At 39.0% G+C, this 24,652-nt stretch carries 25 protein-coding genes; 5 read left to right on the top strand and 20 right to left on the bottom strand.

The window, feature by feature from the left end:
- Positions 1-59 precede the first annotated feature (59 nt).
- The 17 genes from nhaC to seqA form a co-directional block, all read right to left on the bottom strand.
- Positions 60-1,535 carry a Na+/H+ antiporter NhaC gene (gene nhaC / locus RDV63_RS08310; RefSeq protein WP_313909032.1) on the bottom strand — a complete coding sequence of 492 codons (1,476 nt, stop codon included), beginning with the start codon at positions 1,533-1,535 and terminating at the stop codon, positions 60-62.
- Positions 1,532-2,950: a sodium-dependent transporter gene (locus tag RDV63_RS08305; RefSeq protein ID WP_313909031.1), complete on the bottom strand. Its 1,419-nt coding sequence runs from the start codon at positions 2,948-2,950 to the stop codon at positions 1,532-1,534. The genes nhaC and RDV63_RS08305 overlap by 4 nt, the downstream gene beginning before the upstream one ends.
- An 83-nt stretch (positions 2,951-3,033) precedes the next feature.
- A complete protein-coding gene (prc, locus tag RDV63_RS08300) occupies positions 3,034-5,058 on the bottom strand; it encodes a carboxy terminal-processing peptidase (protein ID WP_313909030.1) in 2,025 nt (674 codons plus the stop codon).
- A 16-nt stretch (positions 5,059-5,074) separates the two neighbouring features.
- Positions 5,075-5,785 carry an RNA chaperone ProQ gene (proQ, locus tag RDV63_RS08295; protein WP_313909029.1) on the bottom strand — a complete coding sequence of 237 codons (711 nt, stop codon included), beginning with the start codon at positions 5,783-5,785 and terminating at the stop codon, positions 5,075-5,077.
- A 7-nt stretch (positions 5,786-5,792) separates the two neighbouring features.
- Positions 5,793-6,101, bottom strand: coding sequence for a hypothetical protein (locus RDV63_RS08290; protein WP_313909028.1), 309 nt, complete (start codon positions 6,099-6,101; stop codon positions 5,793-5,795).
- A complete protein-coding gene (locus RDV63_RS08285; protein ID WP_313909027.1) occupies positions 6,098-6,571 on the bottom strand; it encodes a GAF domain-containing protein in 474 nt (157 codons plus the stop codon). The genes RDV63_RS08290 and RDV63_RS08285 overlap by 4 nt, the downstream gene beginning before the upstream one ends.
- A 153-nt stretch (positions 6,572-6,724) precedes the next feature.
- Positions 6,725-8,575 (bottom strand): serine/threonine protein kinase, encoded by a 1,851-nt coding sequence (locus RDV63_RS08280; protein WP_313909025.1) that lies wholly within the window; start codon positions 8,573-8,575, stop codon positions 6,725-6,727.
- A 94-nt stretch (positions 8,576-8,669) separates the two neighbouring features.
- Positions 8,670-10,277, bottom strand: a complete 1,608-nt coding sequence (locus RDV63_RS08275; protein ID WP_313909024.1) for a dihydrolipoyllysine-residue acetyltransferase — start codon at positions 10,275-10,277, stop codon at positions 8,670-8,672.
- Between the two features lie 10 nt (positions 10,278-10,287).
- Positions 10,288-11,265 carry an alpha-ketoacid dehydrogenase subunit beta gene (locus tag RDV63_RS08270; protein WP_313909023.1) on the bottom strand — a complete coding sequence of 326 codons (978 nt, stop codon included), beginning with the start codon at positions 11,263-11,265 and terminating at the stop codon, positions 10,288-10,290.
- Complete coding sequence (locus RDV63_RS08265) at positions 11,265-12,449, bottom strand: thiamine pyrophosphate-dependent dehydrogenase E1 component subunit alpha (protein ID WP_313909022.1); 1,185 nt, start codon at positions 12,447-12,449, stop codon at positions 11,265-11,267. Before RDV63_RS08265 ends, RDV63_RS08270 begins: the two co-directional genes overlap by 1 nt.
- 245 nt (positions 12,450-12,694) lie before the next feature.
- The gene (astE, locus tag RDV63_RS08260; RefSeq protein ID WP_313909021.1) at positions 12,695-13,741 is read right to left on the bottom strand and encodes a succinylglutamate desuccinylase; all 1,047 of its coding nucleotides are present in this window, start codon (positions 13,739-13,741) and stop codon (positions 12,695-12,697) included.
- 92 nt (positions 13,742-13,833) lie between these two features.
- Positions 13,834-15,603, bottom strand: coding sequence for a GGDEF domain-containing protein (locus tag RDV63_RS08255; RefSeq protein ID WP_313909020.1), 1,770 nt, complete (start codon positions 15,601-15,603; stop codon positions 13,834-13,836).
- Between the two features lie 4 nt (positions 15,604-15,607).
- Positions 15,608-15,967, bottom strand: coding sequence for a hypothetical protein (locus RDV63_RS08250; RefSeq protein ID WP_313909019.1), 360 nt, complete (start codon positions 15,965-15,967; stop codon positions 15,608-15,610).
- Positions 15,968-15,999: 32 nt separating this feature from the next.
- Entirely contained in the window at positions 16,000-16,533 is a 534-nt protein-coding gene (locus tag RDV63_RS08245; protein WP_313909018.1) for a GNAT family N-acetyltransferase, read from the bottom strand.
- Positions 16,517-17,326, bottom strand: a complete 810-nt coding sequence (locus RDV63_RS08240) for an SAM-dependent methyltransferase (protein WP_313909017.1) — start codon at positions 17,324-17,326, stop codon at positions 16,517-16,519. The genes RDV63_RS08245 and RDV63_RS08240 overlap by 17 nt, the downstream gene beginning before the upstream one ends.
- Positions 17,327-17,427: 101 nt before the next feature.
- A complete protein-coding gene (gene pgm, locus RDV63_RS08235; RefSeq protein ID WP_313909016.1) occupies positions 17,428-19,077 on the bottom strand; it encodes a phosphoglucomutase (alpha-D-glucose-1,6-bisphosphate-dependent) in 1,650 nt (549 codons plus the stop codon).
- A gap of 9 nt (positions 19,078-19,086) precedes the next feature.
- A complete protein-coding gene (gene seqA, locus RDV63_RS08230) occupies positions 19,087-19,605 on the bottom strand; it encodes a replication initiation negative regulator SeqA (protein ID WP_313909015.1) in 519 nt (172 codons plus the stop codon).
- Between the two features lie 108 nt (positions 19,606-19,713).
- On the opposite strand from seqA, the gene RDV63_RS08225 reads away from it, so the two are divergent.
- The 4 genes from RDV63_RS08225 to fldA all read left to right on the top strand — a co-directional run bounded on the left by RDV63_RS08225 (position 19,714) and on the right by fldA (position 21,566).
- Positions 19,714-20,475 (top strand): alpha/beta fold hydrolase, encoded by a 762-nt coding sequence (locus RDV63_RS08225; RefSeq protein ID WP_313909014.1) that lies wholly within the window; start codon positions 19,714-19,716, stop codon positions 20,473-20,475.
- 63 nt (positions 20,476-20,538) lie between these two features.
- Positions 20,539-20,736 carry a DUF2788 domain-containing protein gene (locus RDV63_RS08220; RefSeq protein WP_313909012.1) on the top strand — a complete coding sequence of 66 codons (198 nt, stop codon included), beginning with the start codon at positions 20,539-20,541 and terminating at the stop codon, positions 20,734-20,736.
- 14 nt (positions 20,737-20,750) lie between these two features.
- The gene (gene ybfE, locus RDV63_RS08215) at positions 20,751-21,023 is read left to right on the top strand and encodes a LexA regulated protein (RefSeq protein ID WP_313909011.1); all 273 of its coding nucleotides are present in this window, start codon (positions 20,751-20,753) and stop codon (positions 21,021-21,023) included.
- A 12-nt stretch (positions 21,024-21,035) separates the two neighbouring features.
- Positions 21,036-21,566 (top strand): flavodoxin FldA, encoded by a 531-nt coding sequence (gene fldA, locus RDV63_RS08210; protein WP_313909010.1) that lies wholly within the window; start codon positions 21,036-21,038, stop codon positions 21,564-21,566.
- 103 nt (positions 21,567-21,669) lie between these two features.
- Here fldA and RDV63_RS08205 read toward each other — a convergent pair whose 3' ends face one another.
- Entirely contained in the window at positions 21,670-22,140 is a 471-nt protein-coding gene (locus tag RDV63_RS08205) for a DUF4442 domain-containing protein (RefSeq protein ID WP_313909009.1), read from the bottom strand.
- Between the two features lie 144 nt (positions 22,141-22,284).
- Between RDV63_RS08205 and fur the strand changes: the two genes are divergently transcribed.
- Positions 22,285-22,728 carry a ferric iron uptake transcriptional regulator gene (gene fur / locus RDV63_RS08200; RefSeq protein WP_313909008.1) on the top strand — a complete coding sequence of 148 codons (444 nt, stop codon included), beginning with the start codon at positions 22,285-22,287 and terminating at the stop codon, positions 22,726-22,728.
- An 82-nt stretch (positions 22,729-22,810) separates the two neighbouring features.
- On the opposite strand, the gene RDV63_RS08195 is transcribed toward fur, so the two are convergent.
- Positions 22,811-23,737 carry an electron transfer flavoprotein subunit alpha/FixB family protein gene (locus RDV63_RS08195; RefSeq protein ID WP_313909007.1) on the bottom strand — a complete coding sequence of 309 codons (927 nt, stop codon included), beginning with the start codon at positions 23,735-23,737 and terminating at the stop codon, positions 22,811-22,813.
- The gene (locus RDV63_RS08190; protein ID WP_313909006.1) at positions 23,737-24,486 is read right to left on the bottom strand and encodes an electron transfer flavoprotein subunit beta/FixA family protein; all 750 of its coding nucleotides are present in this window, start codon (positions 24,484-24,486) and stop codon (positions 23,737-23,739) included. The genes RDV63_RS08195 and RDV63_RS08190 overlap by 1 nt, the downstream gene beginning before the upstream one ends.
- Positions 24,487-24,652: the final 166 nt, after the last annotated feature.

Below are 24,652 nucleotides of genomic sequence, written 5' to 3'. Positions count from 1 at the left end.
CCTAACTGGTTTGTCGGAGAATAAAGCTAAAAAAGCCTGAAAAATCAGGCTTTAAAATATTATTTTGCGATTACAGTATTTTGCACACTTTCGGGTGGGGTTAAGCGTAATATTTTAATACCTAAATAGGCATAAATTATGGCTAATACTGGATTAATTAAGTTGAAAAAGGCATAAAACACATAGTCTAATGGGCTAACTTTCAACACACTATGCATATAGGCTCCACAAGTATTCCAAGGTATTAATGGGCTAGTTATAGTACCGCCGTCTTCAAGAGTACGAGATAAGTTGACCGGCGCTAAATTCCGTCGTTCATACTCTTCTTTAAACATTCTACCGGGCATAACTATCGACATATACTGATCAGCCGTTAGTACGTTAGTCACAAAACAGGTTGCAATAGTACTGGTAATTAATGAGCCGGTACTTTTAGCAAAATATAAAATTGAAGATACAAACTTACGCAGTAAACCAATTTTTTCTATAGTGGCGCCAAACATCATAGCGCTAAACACTAACCATACCGTATTAAGCATTCCAGCCATACCGCCGCCACTTAGTAGTTTATTTATCTCAAGATCATCAGTTGTAATACTAAATCCAGCAAAAAAGGTAGACCAAATATACTTAATAATAGCTAAAACTACAGGCATGTTAGTATCTATCATACTTAACAGTAGTTGCTGTTGAAATAGTAAGGCCCAAACTGCACCTAAGATGGCGCCAATAAACACAGTTGGAAAAGCGGGTACCTTTTTAATGGCCATAGCCAATAAAATAAATAATGGCACTAGCTGTACTAGGCCTATTTCAAAGTTAGCATTTAATGCCGAGCGAATTTCTTCAATTCGGTCTATATTGGTTTGCGGATCAGCATTAAAACCAATAATAGTGAATAAGATTAACGCTAAAACTATACTAGGTACTGTTGTCCATAACATGTGGCGAATATGCTCAAATAAATCAGCTCCTGCCACTGCAGGTGCTAAATTTGTCGTTTCGCTTAATGGCGAAATTTTATCACCAAAATAGGCACCAGAGACTATAGCACCAGCGGTAATAGCTGCAGATAAACCTAAGCCACTCGCCACACCGATTAAGGCTACACCTATAGTAGCAGCGGTTGTCCAAGAGCTACCTATACTTAAAGCTACAATAGCGCATAACAAACAACTTGCCGCATAAAACCAACTAGGGCTAATTAACTGTAAGCCATAATAAATTAAGGTTGGCACTGTACCTGACAGCATCCAGGTGCCGATTAAGGCGCCAACTGATAGTAGAATTAATACCGCCCCTAAGGATAAAGAAATACCTTTAACCATTGCCTTTTCGATGACTGACCAATGGTAGCCATTTTTTAAACCAACCAACACAGCTGCCGCAGTAGCGACAAATAGTGCCATTTGATTTGGTCCACTGGACGAGTTATCACCAAATAAATATACCGACAGCGATAACAAGATAATTAATACTATTAATGGTAATGAAGCATCAAAAAAACTGGCTTCTTTATATTTAGCTGTTGTCATTTGATAGCTCCACTAAACCCCATAAATGCCAGCACAGGATCCAGCACCCCTATTAAATTAAAAAACACCACTATAATTGCTATAGGGGTAAACCAGCGAATTGAGAAACGCCATAATCTATAACTCAGTGTGGTAGTCTGCAACTCTTGCTTTGATACTTGTTGCTTTATAATCCAACCAGCAAATAAGGCTATAACCAAACCGCCAAGTGGCAACATTATTGCTGAGGTTAAATAGTCAACAGCTTCAAAGTAATTACTTATCTTTTTGCCCATAATATCGAGCTCAAAACTAGCCCAAGGTGCAGCGGAAAAAGAAAATACAGTAAGTAAGCCAACTAGCCATAATGAAATTCCACTTCCAATAGAAGCTTGCCAACGACTTAATCCTTTAGATTCAACCAACCACGCAACTGTAGACTCGATCATGGCAATAGTTGAAGTAAACGCAGCAAAAACCAACATGACAAAAAATATAGTGCCAAAAAAAGTACCGAATGGCATACCACCAAAAGCTATTGGTAAAGTTACAAATATCAGTCCAGGACCTTCTGTCGGCTGCAAGCCATATTCAAACACTAAAGGATAAATTGCCATACCCGCTAATAGCGCAACAGAAGTATCAGCTAAGGCAATCCATAAAGTGGTTTTGCCAATAGAGATATTGTCGGGTAAATAAGCACCATAAATCATCATGGCACCTGAAGCTAAGCTTAAGCTAAAAAAGGCATGACCTAAGGCTAACAAAATACCATTAACAGATAATTTAGAAAAATCAGGGGTAAAAACAAAATCTAAGGCTTGATAAAAAGCACCGTTAATACCGGCATAAATCGCCATCACTATTAATAAAACAAATAATGTTGGCATTAAGTAGTTAACGGCTTTTTCTAACCCCTTATGAACGCCCTTACCCACCACAAAGACGGTAACACCTAACACTATGGCCGACCATGTCATTAAACTAATAGGATCTGCCTTTAATTGGCTAAAGGCTTGCCCAGTATCTGCAGCTGTTGCACCAGTAAATAAACCACTTGCAGTTTTAAAGGTATAAGACAAGGCCCAGCCAGCAATAACAGCATAAAAAGATAAAATAAAATAACTGGCGACTAAACCGCTCCAGCCAGCAATTTGCCAACGAGTACTTGCACCAGCCTCTATTGCTAAAGATTTAACAGATAAGCCTGGACTTTGTCGACCACGTCGACCAATCATTACCTCGGACATCATTACTGGTATACCAATCAGCAAGATACAGAGTAAGTAGACTAAGACAAAGGCACCACCACCATTTTGTCCCATGATGTAAGGAAACTTCCAAATATTCCCTAAACCAACAGCTGCGCCGGTTGCAGCCAATATAAATGCTAGACGGCTAGTCCACATTCCATGCATGGATTGTCGTGCTGACATAACGTAACCTTTATAATTATTATATTTTATACTTCTTAGCAAAAAGCGGTAACTTTACCGCTTTTTGCTGATTATCGCTTATTTTACTGTTTATTTAAGCTTGTTAGCTTTGTAAGATCAGCCGTTATATTCGCCGTTTCTTCTAGAAATGGGTCTAACTTTTCAATCTTCTCAGGAATATCATCTAAAGATGTTATTGCCGGTAAGTCAAAACGCTTCAATCTAGCATTTGCTCTAGTTAGCTGCTTAGCTTTATTTTCGTCACGATCGGCAATGCGAGTTTTTTCATTCAAGCTGATGCGCTTATCATCTTTATCTCGCTTATATTCAGCAATATCTTGCATTAAATACTGAAACTCAGGCTCAACTTTAATTCTAGCTTGATGTTTAGCCATTAATTCAGCAAAGAAAAGTTTAAGATTATTAATCGCACTATAGTCAGCGGCATTAATAGAATCCCAAGGTAAGGCATATTCTTCTGTACTTTCACCCCATTCTGCTGGTTCTATTGGGCTAGGCAATAAAATATCTGGAATAACGCCTTTATGCTGAGTACTACCGCCATTGATACGGTAAAATTTAGCAATGGTATATTGCACACTACCTAAGGGGTTGGAGAACATATCATATATGCGGCCTAAGCCTCGGTGTTGTTGTACCGTACCCTTGCCGAAAGTTTGCTCACCAATGATTACAGCGCGGCCATAATCCTGCATTGCTGCAGCAAAAATTTCTGATGCTGATGCACTATAACGATCCACTAATACAGTTAAAGGGCCATTATAATAAACAACGCCATCGTTATCGCGAGTCTCTGTTACTTTACCGTTACCTTCTCGAATTTGGACTACCGGACCTTTAGTAATAAATAAGCCTGTTAATAAAGTCGCTTCTTGTAACGAGCCGCCACCATTGCCACGTAAATCAACAACAATGCCATCAACATTTTCTTGCTGTAACTCTGCGATTAGCTTTTTAACATCTTCTGCTAAATTATTATAAAAACCTGGAATATTAATCACGCCAATTTTCTTATCTAACTTAGATAGTTGCGGTTTAAATACTTCAGCTTTTGCTGCACGGTCTTCTAAACGAATCTTATCCCGCACTATAGTGACAATTTGCGCTTTACTTGTTCCAATATCGGTAGCATTAACAACTTGCAACCTAACTGTACTGCCTTTAGGGCCTTTAATTAAATCGACTACATCATCTAAACGCCATCCGATAATATCAACAAAGTCTTCTTTATCTTGGGCAACACCAATGATTTTATCTTTAGGTTTTAATTTAGCGGACAGGTCGGCAGGGCCTCCTGGTACTAAGCTTTGGATAACGGTGTAGTCTTCATCTGCACGCAAGACTGCACCTATACCTTCTAGCGACAAATTCATTTCTTGTTGAAAGCGTTCTGCATTTCTTGGTGACAAATAGGAAGTGTGCGCTTCAATACTGCGGGCAAAAGAATTCATAATAAGTTGAAATACATCTTCGCTTTCAGTTTGTGCTAAGCGTTTTTTAGTATTTTTGTAACGTTTAGTTAAAACGGTAACGGCCTCTTCATCCGTTTTACCGGCAAGCTTTAAATTAAGCACATCAAATTTAACCCGCTCGCGCCAGATTTCATTTAACTCGGCAACATTTTTGGGCCACTCAGCGTCTTTTCTATCGTAGACGTAGTAGTCCTCTGCATTAAAATCAAACTTTTTTTCTAATAGTGATAATGCATAATCAAAACGTTCTGCCCGTTTAGCTAAAGTGATATTAAAGATATCAAAAGCAAAACTTAAATTGCCTTTATTAATACCATCATCAAACTTATCACGATATTGTTCAAAACTATCAACTTCAGCCTTTGTCAGCACATTTCGATAATAATCTAAGTTTTTCAGATAAGTATCAAACATTTGCGATGACAGTTCATCATCAAGCTGTATCGATTTATAATGGCTACGGGTAAATAATGCACTTATACGCTTACTGGCTGTGGCATGCTGAGAATCTTGAGAGACCACTGGTAATGTAAAAGGCTCAGGTGCAGCGTCAGCTACTACATTAACGCTAGCAACACAGAATAAGGCGGCTGCCAATACGGATAGTTTATTCATAAGCTACTCTATTTAGTCAGGCTAAATACAAACTGTCCTGACGGGTTTTAATTACCATACCAGAACCTAATTGTACTGTTACATCAGCTTTATTTACTTCTAATACCGTAGCTAGCATAGGCATTTTTCCTAATTTAACCAGTACATTAGCCCCTACTACTACTGCATCTGTCGCAATAGCTTCAAGTTTAACGGCTGGGGCTGAAGGTGATGTAACTTGAGATTCTTTGGCGGCTTCAACTTTCGGTTTTACTGCTGCTTTAGAGTGGCTTGGTTTCGTTTTGTTCAGATGTTTTTTATTACGAGGTTTATCTACAGCTGAGTCACTATCAGTTGCTGCTGATTCTGCTTTAGTAGCCGCTATCTTTGCTTTACGCTTCTCTGCTGCTTTAGCTTTGCTTTCTTTAAGAGTAACAGCTGCATGCTCAGCTTGTTGCTCATCAATAATGTCTCCTGCCGCCCCCTCTAGATCAACACGAGCTACTCCTTGCTTAGTGGCGGCAAGGTAACGCCAGCTTGAGGTATAAACTCTAAGCGCTTGGCGTAACTGAGTTTTACTAATTGGGCTATCCGCTGCAAGCTTTGCAGCTAAATCCTGAAAGATACCGACTTTTAGCGGTTTAACTTCACCACTTAAGCTAAAGCAAGCGGGATACTCTGCAGCCAAATAGGCAATAACATCTTTGGTTGTGGTTAATTTTTGGTTCTGTTCGGTTGGGGTGGTCATTTACTCTTCACTCTTCATCATCAGTAGTATCCAAAGCCAGCTTACGATTTTGTAGCTGTTGGCGCATATAAGCCAACGCCCAATCTATTAATTCATGTTCATCGACATCAAGCAAAACTGTACTGCCTCTTAATTCATCCCAAATTTTTGGGAATAATATATCAACTTGCTCAACACTGACATCTTCTGGTATTTTTTGCCAAACAGCATGATAAATTGTATTAATTTTATCAGCTACTAACTCTTCTTCACCTTCCCAGTCTCCCACTTCAGAAACTTGGAATAAATAATCTTGAATAGAAACTAGGTCTTTCATAAAGTTTTAGCCAAATGTAATTCAAATAATTCAACTATTTTCTCAAGGCCAGCTTGATCATCCGTGTTAAAGCGATTAAATAAAGGGCTATCTATGTCTAATACCGCTATTACCTCACCAGCGTGACGAATAGGTAATACGATTTCAGAGTTACTGGCGCTATCGCAAGCTATATGCCCTGCAAACTGATGGACATCAGCAACTAGTTGCACTTCACCTGTTGCAACAGCTGTACCACATACTCCCTTACCCACTGGAATACGCACACAAGCAACTTGACCTTGAAAGGGGCCTAATACTAACTCATCTTGGCGTAAGATATAAAATCCTAACCAATTAACGTCTGCTAACTGATTAAATAATAGCGCACTTAAGTTTGCCATATTCGCAATCAGATCCGACTCACCTTCTATTAAAGATATCGTTTGCTGTGCCAACAAGCGATATAACGCAACTTTCTCACTCGACATGAATTCAGTATTCTTAATAAAATAATAGCCCGTTACATTACTCGGTTTAACGGCGAATTTAAACCTCTTATCAGCAAAGATTTAGCTTAGGGGTATTATTCATCGCCTAATTTAACTTATTAGCTGATAATTTAAGCATAATTGTTAGTGTATTTAGGCTCGCTGTGGGTTTGCTGGATAATAGCAATCAGCTTCTTGCGCCTGATGTTTAAAATGTCGAGTATCTTTAAAGGGTAACTTCATATAACCACCGACACCAAGATCGGTAATTAGAGACACTTTATGCAAAATTCCTTGCAACAAACTATTAAACTCTTGCGCTGCACTACTGTCGAGCAAGCGATAGTAGCTATGCACTTTCATATTTAACTCTGTCACCTCAAAAATAATACAACCAGTATGTCGAATAAGGTTTAAGCTTGCTATATCATCCATAATGGCATCAGGTAAGGTTAATTGTTCATCAGGATCCCTACCATCCTCAAAGTAAGAATGCTGCTTGCTGGCTTCTTCTGCGCTAAGTACAGGCGCCATTAGGTATGGAATACTTGCATCATCTGGCGCAATAAAAGGTTGTTCTCTATGCTCACGACTAATGTGAATAGTATTTCGAGCATTAAATAAACAAGCTTTAAAGGTACCCACTCGAGTAATAGATTGCGCTAACATTACTACGTTATTAACGGCTAAAGAAAAAGCTGCGCTAAGCTTTGCATCATATAAATTTAAGCTGGAGTCGATATAAATTCCACCACTTTGCCAATGCACCACTAAACCGCCAACTACAGGATATCTTGCTAAGCGGCCAACTGCGGCTATAAACGCTTTTTCTGTGTCTCCCATACCTTGTAAATAATTTTTATAGTATTTTTCTAATTGCACATCATCTACATAAGCTATGCCATCCTCATCACTTGTTTCACGTAAAAACGACTTTCGTGATGAATAGACAACGGTATCAAGTTCATAAAGTTTAGGACTGACCCAAACCGGCAATAATGGGCTATCGTCAAATAACTTTATATCTGGCAATACTAAATTCTTTAACCTAGGCATATGTTGCAAAAAGTAATCACCCGCTTGGTTACGCAAGTAACTATCGTCAGCCAGTAAACTATCAAGCATAGTTGCAAACTCAAAGGGTAAGCCTAAACTACGTGCCGGTATCGCTTTAGAACCAAAGCGACAGGACTGTCCAGACGCTAAAGCATATAAAGTACCAGCTACCCCTTGCTCATCAAAGCGAGGGCTAGATAATGCACCTGTGCGTTGCTCCTGCCCTATAAAATACACATCACCCATCCGCGCATTAGACGTTTGTATATCAGAGGACATTAGTTGCATCACATTAGTAGCAACATATTGGCCATGGCTGTCCAGCTGGGCAAAGACTGACGAACCCCAATCAATAAGTGCTACTTTTCCTGTCTCTTCATCAATCACTAAATTTGAAGGCTTAATATCACCATGCACTATGGGCTGCTCCAGCCCCTCTTTTTGGTGTTGGCGCAAAACTTTTAATAAGTCTGCTAACTGACAAGCTATGTCTATAATGGTTCTAACAGGTAAGCGACCATGCTTTAAACTGTAATGCTCAAGATCCACTCCTTTGGCCCGCTGCATCATTAAGATGCCCTGTTTTTTTATAACTTGATAGGTAATATACGCAGGTACATTAGGGTGTTTAACTTGAGATAACATATAGGCTTCATCAGCCAGTTTGTCTTGGATATGTTGCGGCAGGTTAATTCGAGAGAACTTAAAAACACAGTGCTGCTCGCTGGCATCTAAACCCGCAAAGGCAAAACCATAAGCCCCTTTACCAATAAGTTCTATTTCGCGATAACCTAGTTTTTTTAACTCATTAATACACAATGCTACCCAATCTTTAAGTTTTTTGGCATCCAAAGAGTTCAGTAAATAAATTGACTGTTCTTCAGGAATATAAAAATTCCTTAAAGGAGCCTTATCTAACGATTTATCAGGCATAGCATTGTTAACCATAAAAAAACCCACTGTATACAGTGGGTTTTAACAAAATTGCCTACAGTTGCCAAGCTATTAACTCGCCTTTGCCGTAAAACAATTCTTCATTGTTTTAACTCAGAGCAACTAACATAGAAACAGGTTGTTCTAAATACTGTTTCCATAGGTTTGTAAAGCGCGCAATAGTACCGCCATCAATTACTCGGTGATCACCTGACCAACTAATTTGCATTAGTTGTCTTGCTTCAACTTCACCTTTAGCGTTAAACCTAGGTAAAGTTTGTACCTTGCCTAAAGCAACAATTGCCACTTCAGGTTTATTAATGATTGGCGTAGCTACTGTACCACCTAAAGCACCAATATTTGAAATACTGATAGTACCGCCTTTTAAGTCAGCTGGGCTAACACGCCCCTCCCGCGCCGAGTCAGTTAGGCGTGTTAAATGCTGAGCAATTTCAATCACCGTTTTATCTTGGCAATCTTTTATATTTGGCACTAACAAACCCACTTTAGAATCTACAGCTATACCAATATTATGCTGGGCAAAATAGGTTAATTCAGTACAGTCAGCATTAACTTGGCTGTTCATTACAGGGAACTGTTTGATTGCTAACGATAATGCTTTTATAAAAAACGGCATCATGGTCAGCTTAATACCCTGCTGCTTGTATTGTTCTTTTAAGCTAGCGCGTAAGGCAATTAACTCAGTTAAGTCAATCTCTTCACAATAAGTAAAATGCGGAATGGTAGAAACGGAGTCTGTCATTTGCCGAGCCATAACCGCTTTAATGCCTTTTATTGGCTCTACGCGGTTTCCAGACACTGCCTGTTGAGTTGGCTGCGCTGTTGTTTTAGCTGCAGCAGCTTGGCTGTTATTAGCCGCTAAAAAGGCATGAATATCGTCTTTATAAACTCGACCTTTTTCACCCGTTCCAGGTACCTTGCTAATATCAACATTAAGTTCGCGAGCTAAACGACGAACCGCTGGGCTTGCTAAAGCCTTGCCATTAGCTGCAGTCGTTGTAGCGACTGCTTCTTTATTGTTAACCGCTGCTGCAGCTGTATTAACTGCAGGTGCTGAAGATGTTGCAGCTACCACTTTGCCACTGCCTGCATGTTGCATAGCAAATAACGGCTGATGTACCTTTGCAATCTCGCCCTTGGCATAATACAGCTTAGTGACAACACCAGAGTATTTTGCCGGTATTTGCACTAGTGCTTTGTCAGTCATTACATCACAAACTGGCTGATCTTCTACAATCTCATCACCTTCTGCAACTAACCATTCAACAACCTCACACTCAACTATACCTTCACCAATATCGGGTAAAATAAAGTCTTCACTATTTTGCATCGTTGTATTGCTTTGTGCTGCATTAGTTTGCGCAGAAGCCGTCACTTCCATTGCAACATTTGCAGCATTGCTAGCGGCATTATCTACACCAACTGCAGGGTTTTTCTCTGCTGATTGCTCAACTTCACCAGCAAGAATCATCTCAAACAACGGCTCATGAACCTTAGCAATTTCACCTTTAGCATAATAAAGTTTAGACACTATACCATCATGTACTGCAGGTATTTGTACTAACGCTTTGTCGGTCATGACATCACAAACCGGCTGATCTTCTTTAACCGTATCGCCTTCTGCAACCAGCCACTCTACAACCTCACATTCCACAATACCTTCGCCGATATCTGGCAGAATAAAGTCTTTTTTCATCACTGCCTCCTTAGAAGTTAATGGCACGCTTAATAGCTTCGTATGTTTTTAAGTGATCAGCAACATACTCTTTCTCTAGCGCTAGAGGGTAAGGGGTATCTAATCCACACACACGCTCTATTGGGCTTTCTAAATGTAAAAAGCACATTTTTTGAATAGTAGCGGCTATTTCTCCGGCAAAACCACCGGTTAACGGCGCTTCATGGTTAATGACTAAACGGCCAGTTTTCATAACAGATTGAGCAACAGTTTCTGCATCCCAAGGTAAGATACTGCGTAAGTCGATAACTTCGCATGAAATACCTTCTTTGGCTGCCATATCAACGGCTTTTTGCACAATTTCCATCTGAGCACCCCAAGCTAAAACGGTAATATCTTTACCTTGCTGGGTAACTTCAGCTTTACCTAGTTCAATTTCATAATACTCTTCAGGCACTTCACCCGTTGATGCCCGATATAACTTTTTAGGTTCAAAAAAGATAACCGGATCTGGGCTAGCTATTGATGCCAGCAATAACCCTTTAGCTTGGTATGGGTTGCGTGGAATAATCACTTTTAAACCAGGTGTATGAGCAAAATAAGCTTCTGGCGATTGGCTATGATAATGTCCACCAGCAATACCACCACCGTATGGACTTCTTAACACTAAACCGCCGACGTTAAACTCATCACCAGAACGATAACGGAATTTGGCCGTTTCATTCACAATTTGGTCAAATGCTGGAAAGATATAGTCAGCAAATTGAATTTCAGCTACTGGCTTCATACCTTGTGCTGCCATACCATTAGCAAAACCAGCTATACCTTGCTCGGTTAATGGGGTATTAAAGCAGCGGGCTTTACCGTATTTTTCTTGTAGTTTGCTAGTAGCACGAAATACACCACCAAAGTGGCCTACATCTTCACCAAAACAAACCACGCTGTCATCTTTAGCCATAGCTAAATCAAGCGCATTATTAATGGCTTGCAACATATTCATTTTTGCCATTAGTCTAATCTCCCCGCCGTAATCGGATACGCATCTGGATATTTACGGATATGCGCTTTTAATTCATCTAATTGTTGCTGCAATGCAGGAATTGGCTCTTTATAAACATCGCTTATTAAATGTTCAATACCTGGTTTAGCTACTTTTTCAGCCACTTTTAAAGCTTCAAGTATCTCGCTTCGCAGCGCATCAATAGTCGACTTATCCTCTGCTTCGTTTAACCAGCCTTTTGCTATTAACCATAAACGATAACGTGAAATAGGATCATTATGACGCCATTTTTCCTCTTCTTCTTTCGAACGATAACCACTTGGATCATCTGAAGAAGAGTGAGCGCCTAAACGATAGGCCATAGCCTCAATTAAAATTGGCTCGTTATGTTCTAAAGCATAATCACGCGCCATTTTAGTAGCTTGATACACAGCAAGAATGTCAGTGCCATCGACACGAATTGCTTTCATGCCATAACCAACACCACGGCTAGCAATACCGTCACCAACAAATTGCTCATTCGCTGGGGTTGAAATAGCATAACCATTATTACGGCAGAAAAATATCACTGGTGCCTTATGCACTGCAGCCATATTTAAACCAGCATGAAAGTCACCTTCAGAAGCAGCACCCTCACCAAAGTAGCAAATAGTGGTATTTTTTAAGCCACGTAGCTTTTGAGCATAGGCATAACCACTAGCTTGTGGGATTTGCGTACCTAAAGGCGAAGATATTGTCATATAATGAATATCTTTACTGCCATAATGCACCGGCATTTGCCGGCCTTTACCTAAATCCTTTTCATTAGAAAACAGTTGATTCATAAACTGCTCTAAGCTAAAACCGCGATAACGCAATGCACCCTGCTCGCGATATTGCGCCATTATCATATCTTTATCATCTAACGCGGCTGCACTACCAACTGTAGTTGCCTCTTCACCAAGGCACTGCATATAAAAGCTGATTCTGCCTTGTCGTTGTGCTGCTAGCATACGCTCGTCTAATACACGTACAAACACCATAGTGTCATACATTTTAAGCGCAGTAGTTTTATCTAATTCAGGTTCTGTAGCACCATCATATAAACTACCATCATCACGTAAAATACGTAGCGTAGGAATTTTTAACGCATCACCAGCAGTGAACTCTGCAGTGTGCACCGTGGTAATGGTGGCGTTATTTGGATTAGTCATAGGGTGTCTCTTATTTGTTATACATGATAGACATGTTGATCAAAGTGCCATTAAAAAACTATAGAGCACTCATCTTTACCGCAACTTATATGCGTTTCCCCGTTTATGTCAGACACAGTCTGGTACCGGTTTGTTCTGATTATAATCGGCGCAACTTTACCTTTACGTAAAGTGCATTGCAACCTAGCACTGTTAATTAGGCCATAATATTGCTATTAAACTGTCAGTATAAATTTACTGCCTATTTAAATTAAATGCTGGCTAACCGTTGTTGGCACTACCATCAGCATAGACCGCTGACCAATAGCAACATTGGCATTAGGAAATATTATAGCCTCACCTTCTTGTTCAACTCTGTGCTCTATTTCACTATCAGTCGCCAATAAGGTTCCTACCGGATAAGAGGTAAAGTTTTCCACATCACTCGCAAAGTTTAAGCTAAAAGCTTCGGTTTGCTTATTAATGGCACGGGATACTTGATACAAAGCAAAATCTGACTCAACAAAAGGTTTTGTGGCTACTTCTGGCAAACTGACTAAATCACGTAAGCTTTGTCGTACCTTGCTAAAACGTGCCATATCGTTTTGACCAAAAGGCCGTACTTTACCTAATTCAATAGTAAAAGAATCCGCGCCGTGGGTATTAGATGCATAATAACTAAATGTTGATGCAGGGGTGTGCATTAATAAAACAGTAGTAACATCGCAAGCCTGTAAAAACTCAAACTGGTCTTTATGCCATGGTTTGCCATGTAAATAAGGATAGACTGCGAACTTTTCAAACCTTGAACCACGAATAGCAGTATGTAAGTCGTACAAGATACGCTGCCGTGGATTAGCACTATTAACAGTATTTTGATAAAACTGACTAACATAATCTTCAATTGCTTTAGCACGAAGTCGCTCAGGGTTTATTGCGGCATCGCCTAAACTATGGTGGCCTGAAAATAAACGATTCAAATTCTCGGTAATCTCACGCTTTTCAGCTAACATCGCGGGTAGATTGCCAAAGATAACTAATAAGCGATGCTGAAGAGTTAAGGTCTCTTGTAATATATCTCGAACTAATTCAGCACAGATTTCAATTGGTGCGGTTTCATTACCATGAATACCACAAGACAAAACAATATCTTTAGTTATATTAGAATTAGCCGGTTGAAAAGCAATTATTCCTGTGTCGTATATTTCTACTTCAGTTTGATTGGTCAATAAAAACTTTTGCGCCGCTAACTGGACAGGGTTAGCTAAACTTAATGCTAAAAAATCATATTGAGGAATAACATTTTCTACCATTGACTTACCTCCTATTATCTAAACTGGCTTAATTCTATCCTAGTTTAGACAACAGGCAAAATTCTTAGCCACAACATAACACCGGCACTAGATTAAAGTGCAGCAAACTCCTCAACCCGATCCTTACCTGATTTTTTTGCTTGGTACATAGCGTGATCAGCATCAGCCAATAGTTGTTTTAATTGATAACCAGAACTCGCTGAATTACTGACACCAAAGCTAGCACTGAGTATAAAGCTATAACCGCTTTCTGCTGTGTCGATTGAATTAATAGCTTCTCGGCAAATCTCGGCCAGCAACATGGCTTTATCTGGCTGGCAACCAGGCAATAGAATAGCAAACTCCTCACCACCTATCCGGCCAAAAACGTCATTATTGCGCATAAAGTTACGGCAGGCTTTAACCACTTGTCGCAAGGCCCAATCGCCGGTTACATGGCCATATTCATCATTAATACGTTTAAAACTGTCTAGATCAAATAATATTAATGACACCGCCTTATTATTTTTTTGGCAATATTCTAAGGAAATTTTTGCTTGGTTATTAAAGTGATAACGGTTACTGATCCCAGTTAAATGATCAAATTCTGCTAATAATTTAAAGCGTTTGCGGCCAAGTACTGCTCGAACAGCTAACACACTAGCAATAAAAAGTACTACTACTAATAAAGTCATTACTAAACGGTGGTTTTTAACTTCTTGCTCATAAATGTTCTTTTGCAACAACAGTACTTCATTATCTTTATCTAATAAGGCTATACGCTGATTTTTACTTTGTATTTCACCTCTGGCTAAGTAAAAAGCTTTTTGTTGAGATAATCGATCATTATTATAAGTTTGATTAACATCACTAAACTCTTCTAGACTTTTTAATGCAGCCTCACTGTCTCCTAGCTCACGATAAGCTTGATATTGGGCTTCATAAGCTCTTAAATGAGCTTTATGAATACTTACAATCTCACCTGTATTCAAAGCAAGATTAGCGCTTTCTAATGCTCTTTCGTGATAATTTAAACCATTGTATGCATAAGCGTAAAACGCATAATATATAGTATTGATAAAAGGATACTTAGTCGCTTTAACAGCAGGCATCTGTTTATCTAACATTAATAAAGCGCCGCTAAAATTCTGCTCCTTTAATAAAAACTCTATTTTATAAGCATGAATAATAGTAGCCCATAGCATCTCATTTACTGAGCTACATGAATCAATAGCAACAGGGTAAATACGTTCAAATTCAACTTTTTCATCCAAGTTTAATAAGCTATCCGCATAAAGTTGATAACCAATACATTTATACCTAGGATCTTGAGCATTTTCTATTAGCTGTAAAGCATAAGACTTGGCTAAGCTATAAACCCCTAAGGTATTGTATAACATTGACTTTACGCCTATGCCATTTTCAAGAGCCGACGGAGTAGTAACAAATTTTTCTAGCTCATCTAATTTATCTAGATAATAAAATACGTCCATATACTGTTTTATTAACAGATAACTATTAGAAATAACGGCTATTGAGCGATAAGCTAATTCTTTATCTTCACTATCGATAATATTTTTAAGTACGCCAATAGCAGCTAAATGCTTACCATTATAAGCAAGTGAATAACCATATAAGTATTGGTAATAATCATGCTCAGTCTTTGACAAACTTAATTTGCTTTCACTAATTTCAATGAGTATTTTTGATAAGTTGGCTGGCTGAGAGCTTTTTATTAAGTCAGCATAGGCTAGCTTTTCAGCAATGCTAGCTGTCGCTTCAGGCGAGTTTCTATCTTTTTGTAATGCAAAACTAGGCAAAGCCATACCAAACAAAAAAACAATAAACAGAGCCGTTTTTATCACTAACTTTAAGAGTGCCAAGTGTTTATCCTACATTAGCCAATATTGGCTCATTTGTATTTGATTGTTCTTCAGTCGGTATTTTATCATTTCGTACTGAGTTTTCGTGCGACTTTTTTGTTGGCTTAGGCTCTTCAGATGGTTGTTTTTTAGGCTCTTCATCAGGTTGCTTTTGTGGTTCTTCTGCAGGCATGATCCCGCAAACTAATCCAGTTCTAGCTTTTAACGCTATTTCTAACTCATAAACATTTTGCTGCTGCAGTGCTGCTAACACCTTAGTATCGCTAATTTCAGTATGCAATAACTGCTGCAGCTCGTCCGGCGTTGCTGTTGTTAATGCAGCATTATTGGCGATATTTTCAAGTATATTGATAACATTATTCATTAATACGTCCCTGTTAAAGTTTATTGTTTGAGTTAATTAAAATTTATTTTAACTGCATCTTGATAGACATAACGACCAGTTAAACGACAAGCTATAAAACCGGATTTAGTTGCAGCTATGATCGCCGCTTTATTTTTTGGATCTATTTGCATATAAATTGTCTCTATTCCTAAATTAAGCAGTTTAACAACGATAGTGCGAACTACTTCTACCGCTACACCTGTGCCTTGACCAATAGGTAGTAACATTACGCCTATTTCAGCTGTTTTATTATTTAATTCAAGATTAGGTAAGCCACAAATACCATAATCATCAGCAGTCACTTTATGTTTTATGGCTAAAATTAAACTATTATATTGGTTTTGCTTTTGTTTATTTAGCATCAGGTTAAGCATAGTCTCTGTTTGATGCAACGAAAGTGGTGGTGCAATATAACGCATAGTTTTATTGCAACCATATAAATTAGCTAATAAAGCTAATGAAGAGCTGTTTACAGGCTGCAAACTTAGCCTAGTAGTTTCAAATGTAAAGTAGCTTAAAATATGCTCACTATTTGTCAGCTGCATCGTTTGATAGCTCACTAGCCGCTAATGCCGCTAAGCGGTTTAATAAATCGGTATTTAATTGCATTTTTTGACATGGCGGCAGCACTAAGGTAGTTTTAAAATCCATTTTTGCTGCTGCCAAGTTTGCTAAAGGTAAAAATTCCATCCGCGGTTGCTGTAATGGTAAGGTTTTAGCTTCATATAAAATCACCTCATGTGTTAGCGGGTAATAGTCAGCCAGCAAATCAACTAATAATTGTTTATATTCTGAACTAGTACTAAATTTAGCTAAACTCCTATCACCTGCTACACCTACTTGCCATAAAATCAAATAAGCCGCAGTATCAATCGTTCGTTGATAAAACATAAACTGGCTAGCTTCATAATGCTGACAGCCATATTGCCCGGGGTCTATACCTAGGTCGGCGATTAAACAATCTTCTGCTGATATCCCAGGTTCCATATAGGCATAAAAGCCTAGTTGTTTGGCCTGTTTAATAGCATTGTGTGGCACCCAAGCAAATACACCAGGGTGACCATAAAAAGCACCTACTACTTTTTTATTTAATTTAACCTGTGCCAACATTGCATCAACCATCTGATAATAAGTCTCCATGCGTGACTTACCCTCAGCATAAAATGGTTGCAATGATCGGACATCAGAATTCATCTGACTAATCCATTGTTCAGTCACACCATCAGACACTAGTACAAAGACTACATCAGCTTGTTCAATGTGACTACGAGATATTGGGCTAATATGCGCCCCTAAAGTCATGCCAGTACCGACACAAACTAAGCTAGCTTTTTGCAACTTATTCCCTGTTTGCTTTAAATTCTACAATTATTCAGCAGTCTAGCACTGGCTATAGACTGTTGAAACCACTTTATTACATTAAGGTTGCGTTACAGTTGCTAAATTTGTGTGAAAACCTGGCTAACAAAGTTTTTTGCATCTTGCTCTAACTGTAATAAGTGTGCTTGGTCAACAAAGCTTTCTAAATATATTTTATAACTCGCTTCTGTGCCTGATGGCCGTGCTGCAAACCAACCATTGCGAGTGACGACTTTAACCCCACCAATAGCAGCTTTATTTCCTGAAGCCGAAGTTAACACAGATGTAATCTCATCACCTGCTAAATGGGTTTGACTTACACTAGTTATATCCAGATTTTTTAATGCATTCTTTTGTTCTAACGTAGCCGTAACATCAAGACGTTGGTACAAGGGAGCACCTAGCTCTCGGGTTAAAGCTTGGTATTGCTGATAAGGATCAACCCCCGTTTTTGCTAGCATTTCTGCCGCTAATAAACCCAAAATAAAACCATCTTTATCAGTAGACCACACAGTGCCATCAAAACGTAAAAAACTAGCACCTGCACTTTCTTCGCCAGCAAAAGCTAATTTGGCTTGATGCAAGCCATCAACAAACCATTTAAAACCAACAGGTACTTCATATAAAGTATAACCTCGACTTGCCACAACACGATCAATTAAGGCGCTGGAAACTAAGGTTTTGCCTATAGCTAAATCAGAATGCCACTGTTGTCTATTAGCTAATAAGTAATTTATTGCTGTAGCAAGGTAATGATTTGGATTCATTAAGCCACCGGTCGCGGTGACAATACCATGGCGGTCAAAGTCTGGATCATTGCCAATAGCAATATCGTACTGATCTTTTAATTTTATTAAGTTCGACATGGCATAAGCAGAAGAGCAATCCATACGGATTTTGCCATCTTTATCCAACGGCATAAAAGCAAAAGCAGCGTCTACCTTGTCATTGACAATAGTCAGATTTAAACCATAACGTTCTGCTATGCGCGGCCAATAAGCAATACCCGAGCCGCCCATAGGATCAACAGCTATCTTGATATTGGCTTTAGCAATAGCTGCCATATCAATCACATTTTCTAAATCATCAACATAATGCTGAATATAATCAATATGCTGACAATAACCTGATGCCAAGGCTAATTGATAAGGCATCATTTTAACGCCTTCTAAATCTTTACTTAATAAAGTATTAGCTCGCTGCTCAATCCAGTCTGTTACCTCTGTCCCTGCCGGCCCACCATGAGGTGGATTATATTTAATCCCGCCATCTTCAGGCGGATTGTGTGATGGGGTAATCACAATGCCATCGGCTAACTGCTCAGTTTGACCTTTATTTTGACTTAAAATAGCATGAGAAATAACTGGTGTTGGCGTATAGCCTAGATCTTTTTGAATACAAACCTGAATTTTATTAGCAATTAGCACTTCAAGTGCTGAAGCAAAAGCGGCCTCAGATAAGGCATGGGTATCTTTGCCTAAAAATAAAGGACCTGTAATACCATGTTGCTTACGATAATCAGCAATAGCTTGGCAAATTACTAAAACATGAGGCTCATTGAAGGTATGTTGTAAAGCGCTGCCTCTATGGCCTGAGGTGCCAAAGCTGACTTTATGCTCTGGGTACTGAAACACATCTGGTTCAAGTACATAATAGGCAGTCATTAAACGACTAATGTTGGGCACTAAGGCCGCAGGAACAACCTGGCCTGCTAACGGATGTAATGACATGATAATTCCTTAAAGTAAATCGCGGATCCGCTCAGCTTCAACCTCGGTATAGCCTAATTTCATTGCTGCTTCTGTTAGCATCAACTTTTTACGGGTGGTATTTGAGTTAGTCATTACCCAAAACTCCGTATTAGGAATTTGTTTAGGGTTAGTACTACTACCCGCTTCAGATAACTCATCATGAGAGCGGCCAAAATATAATCTATTACGTCCTTTAATCTCCAGCACAGCTGGAAACTGCTTAGCATGTGCCCTGGCTAATACGGATAAAATAAATAGAAACCTACCTACCACACTAGATTCAGCTTGTAACTCTTGACGATTAATTAAATCAAATACCGACGTCTGAACTGGGGTTTTCGCTGTCTGTTCTGTTGCTAATTGAGCCTCTGGTTGAACCTGCGGCAGAGCCGCTTGTGCATCACCCAATAATAGCCTACGTAAAATATCTGAGGCGCTTTCACCTATTTGCTGTGTTTGCCCAGCAATATACTGATATAACTCTTCATCAATTTCGATGGTTTTCATATATTTATTCCACCTACAAAAATTTCTAACATTATATAAAGCCTTATCGACTGACGCCAGCAACATCCTTTGATAAACTAGCTATCATTTATATTCATTGAGTTTACTATGCTATTACATACACATTGTACTGGTTCTGGCGAACCTATAGTACTTATCCATGGCCTATTTGGTAGTTATGAAAACTTAGGTGTTATTGCTCGCAGCCTTGCGGAAGATTACCATGTTATTAACATTGATGTTCGCAATCATGGTCAATCGCCACATAGTGAGCAGATGAGTTACCCATTAATGGCCGAAGACTTGCTACAGACCTTAGAACACTTAGGCTTAACTAAAGTATCTATATTAGGGCACTCTATGGGGGGCAAACTAGCCATGGCATTTGCGCTTGCTAACCCAGAGCGCGTGCACAAACTAATTTTAGCTGATGTAGCGCCTGTGGTGTACCCTGCTAGGCACCAACAAATTTTAGCTGCCTTAAATTCAGTCCCACTAGATAAAATTCAAAGCCGCAGCGAAGCCGATAAATATTTAAGTAAATATATTAGTGAGCTTGGTGTACGCCAGTTTTTGCTAAAAAGCTTGCATAACCAGGATGACAACTTTAATTGGCGATTTAATTTAGCTACCTTGGTAGAGCAGTATGCAAATATCATTGGCGAGCCGCAACAACAAGGCGTATTTACTGGCGATTGTTTATTTATTAAAGGTGAATTGTCAGACTATATTTTGCCTGAACATAAAGAGCAAATACTTACTCATTTCCCTAAAGCTAAAGTTAAAATTATTCAAGGAACCGGTCATTGGCTACATGCCGAGAAGCCTGCTGTTTTTACTAGACTAGTACAGGATTTTTTATCTGCATAAGGGCATAATTAAAGCCAACTTATGCTATAGTGCGCTCAATTTTTTATGGGCAGGGGAAATAAATTGGCTTTTGAGCAAATTGAAACGCTTGGATTATGGCTTGGCTTATTGATTTTATACGGCTTTATCGTCATGGCGATCTTAGATGTATTAAAAAAAAGCAAGGTACCTAAGTATGGTCAAATCTTTGTTTGGCTAGTGTTATTTCTCTCGCCACTGGTATTTGTTATTAAAAGCGTAATACCGTTATTTCTTGAGTAAGAAGGTTAAGATTAATGGCTAAGATTGCCACTGATCGCACCACCATAGATTTGTTTGCACAAGATAAACGTCCAGGGCGGCCTAAAACAAATCCATTGCCTAGGACAGAGCAGCTAAAGCTGAATAAGCGCAATCAAATCAAGCGTGATCGCAGTAAAGGTTTAAAACGTATAGAGTTCAAAGTGTCTGATCAATTGTACCAACAGCTAAGTCAGCACGCTAGCGACGCCGACATGACGCGAAGCGCCTATATTGAACATATTTTGACACAACTTTTGACCAGGTAAGAAGGTTAGATAATGGCTACAGTAGGCATATTTTTTGGTAGTGATACCGGCAACACCGAACATATCGCTAAAATGATCCAGAAAGAGTTAGGCAAACATTTATTTGATGTCCGTGACATCGCAAAAAGTAGCAAAGAAGACATTGCTGCTTTTGATTTAATTTTATTTGGCATCCCTACTTGGTATTATGGTGAAGCGCAATGCGACTGGGATGATTTTTTCCCAGACTTAGAAGAAATTGACTTCACTAATAAACTGGTCGCTATTTTTGGTTGCGGTGATCAAGAGGATTATGCTGAGTATTTTCTGGATGCTATGGGCACCTTACGTGACATTATTGAACCTAAAGGCGCAATTATTGTTGGTCAATGGCCAACGGCTGGCTATAATTTTGTGGCCTCAAAAGGCTTAGCTGATGAAAACCATTTTGTTGGTTTAGGCATAGATGAAGATAGACAACCTGAATTAACCGAACAACGGGTTAAAGATTGGTGTAAACAAATCTATGAAGAATTAAGCCTAAAAGAGTTTGAAGGTCTGTAAAAGCTAATGCTAGTACCAGCCAGTGGATTAATTTTACTGTCTGGTGCTAGACCACCACTAAAATTCAACATACTTAGTTAAAAGTTAGCTATTTCAATTAGCTTTAACTAGGCCGATATTGCGCTTTTTTACGAACATAAACCGTTCGCAGCACTTCACAAACTATATTACCCTCTTGGTCTTTAACATCAATTCTGAACTGTGGAAAATATTTATCACCGTCGGCTGTTGCTTGAAGTATTTCTTGCAATCTATCTTCGGTTAAATAAAACTCTGCGGTAAGCTTACCGTGGCCTGGCTGTAAAAAATTAATTTCAGCCTGCCTATCCCACACATAATACTGATCACCTAATACGCCCATTAACATTAATGGATAAATAGGATCGGTCATAGAAAACATAGAGCCGCCATATTGGCTGCGATTAATATTCTTAGTCCATGGCCGAGACTTTAGCTCAATTTTGCAGTAGCAAAAGTCTTGATCTAGTGTTGTTATTTTAATGCCTGTAAAAAAAAACGGCGGCCAGCAATTTATTAATCGCCGCATAACCTTTGGTTTAAATAACCACTTCATATAAATACTCTGGTATGACCTGTTATTGGTATTTTAACAAGGCTTGACTTAACTACAAGTGATAGCTAAATCAAAATAGCTAATTTGCTTAATAGTTTAATCCCTTTATAATCGGGTCAAATTCAGAATTAAGTTTGAGGTCTTATGTCAGATCATAATAGCGAACTGCGCAAAGCTGGTTTAAAAGTAACTTTACCACGGGTGAAAATTTTAGAGATATTACAAGACCCCAACAACCAGCATATCAGTGCAGAAGATGTTTATAAATTGTTATTAGAGCTGGGAGAAGACATTGGTCTAGCAACAGTATATCGGGTTCTTAATCAATTTGATGACGCTGGTATTGTTACGCGGCATCATTTTGAAGGTGGCAAGTCTGTATTTGAATTGGCAGGTAATGACCATCATGATCATCTAGTATGCTTAAAATGTGGTAATGTAATCGAGTTTCATGACGATATCATTGAAGCAAAACAGCTTGAAATCGCTAAAGCAAACGGTATGAAACTCACTCACCATAGTTTATATTTATACGGTGAATGTGTTGATACCGAACAATGTAAAAAAAATACGCTACTTATAAGATAAATTAATTTTAAGATAAAAAAGGCACCTAAATTTTCAGGTGCCTTTTTGCTTAATAAACTAAGATTAATACCTGTTTAAACCATTACAGCAACTGCTCTAGCTCCGGCAATACTGTAAATAAGTCCGCAACTAAACCATAATCTGCGATTTGGAAGATAGGCGCTTCTGCATCTTTGTTTATAGCAACAATAACTTTAGAATCTTTCATGCCAGCCAAATGCTGAATAGCACCAGAAATTCCCACTGCTATATATAAATCTGGTGCAACAATTTTACCAGTTTGCCCTACTTGCATATCATTAGGTACAAAGCCTGCATCAACAGCTGCGCGTGATGCACCAATAGCTGCTCCCAACTTATCGGCAATACCATTTAACAATGCAAAGTTTTCACCATTTTGCATCCCCCGACCACCTGAAATTACTACTTTTGCCGCTGTTAGTTCAGGACGCTCTGACTTAGTTAGCTCTTCACTAACAAAAGTTGAAACAGCAGCATCTTGCACTATAGAAACCGCTTCTATTGGCGCATTATTGCCCGTTTCAGCCGCTGCAAAAGCTGCAGGACGCACAGTTAGCACTTTAATCGCATCTGATGATTGTACCGTTGCTATAGCATTTCCAGCATAAATAGGACGAACAAAAGTATCTGCTGACTCTATAGCTATAACATCAGAGATTTGTGCAACATCTAGTAACGCTGCTACACGTGGTAAAAAGTTTTTACCTGTTGTAGTGGCAGCAGTTAAAATGTGTTGGTAATCTTTGCCTAGTTCAACAACTAAGGCAGCAATATTTTCAGCTAGCTGGTGTTCATAAACTGCATTATCCGCATGTAATACTTTACTTACACCATTAATGCTTGCCGCTTCTTTCGCTGCATCAGCGCAATTATGGCCTGCAACTAATACAGTTATATCGCTACCTATGGCACTAGCAGCCTGTACTACTTTATGGGTCTCTGCTTTTAAGCCCTGCTGGTTATGCTCTGCGATTATTAAAATAGCCATTAGATCACCTTCGCTTCATTCTTTAATTTATCAACAAGTTCTGCAACCGACTCAACCATAACACCGCCTTTACGGGTCGCTGGTGCGGTAACTTTTAAGGTTTTGACATTAGAGTCTAATGCTACGCCATAACTATCTGCTGATTTAACATCTAAAGGTTTACGCTTAGCTTTCATAATGTTAGGTAATGAAGCATAACGTGGTTGGTTTAAGCGCAGATCCGTCGACACAACAGCAGGTAAGGTTAAGGCAACAGTTTGTAAGCCACCGTCAATTTCACGAGTTACGTTAACTTTATCTGCCACAACTTCAACTTTAGAAGCAAAAGTACCTTGGCCCATGCCGGTTAAGGCTGCAAGCATTTGCCCGGTTTGGTTATTATCTGAGTCTATGGCTTGTTTACCTAAAATAACTAGTTTTGGTTGCTCTTCTGCAACAACTTTCGCTAATAGCTTAGCCACTTGCAATGAGTCTAAGTTTTGGTCGGTCTCAATATGCAGGGCTCTGTCTGCACCTAAAGCTAAAGCCGTACGTAACTGCTCTTGTGCGGCAGTAGTACCAATAGATACTACAACAACTTCTGTTGCTACACCGGCTTCTTTTAACCGTACAGCCTCTTCAATCGCTATTTCGCAAAACGGGTTTAAAGCCATTTTTACGTTAGTTAAATCAACAGCTGTTTCATCCGCTTTAACTCGAACTTTTACGTTGAAATCTACTACCCGTTTTACTGGTACCAATATTTTCATAAAATCCTCATTGTTAAACTCAGCAATAATAATGTAATTACACTAAGCATACTTCATCTAAACGGTTTATAATCACTTGGCACAATCTACTTATTGTTGACGTTAACGTCAACCTGCAATACCCTAACAAATATCAAAATACTCCTTATAATGTAAACAATATAAG

The organism is Rheinheimera sp. MMS21-TC3, from assembly GCF_032229285.1.
In the GTDB taxonomy this organism is placed as follows: Bacteria; Pseudomonadota; Gammaproteobacteria; order Enterobacterales; family Alteromonadaceae; genus Alishewanella.
Note: the sequence above shows the minus strand (reverse complement) of the source record. Positions and strands in the feature narration are given on the sequence as shown.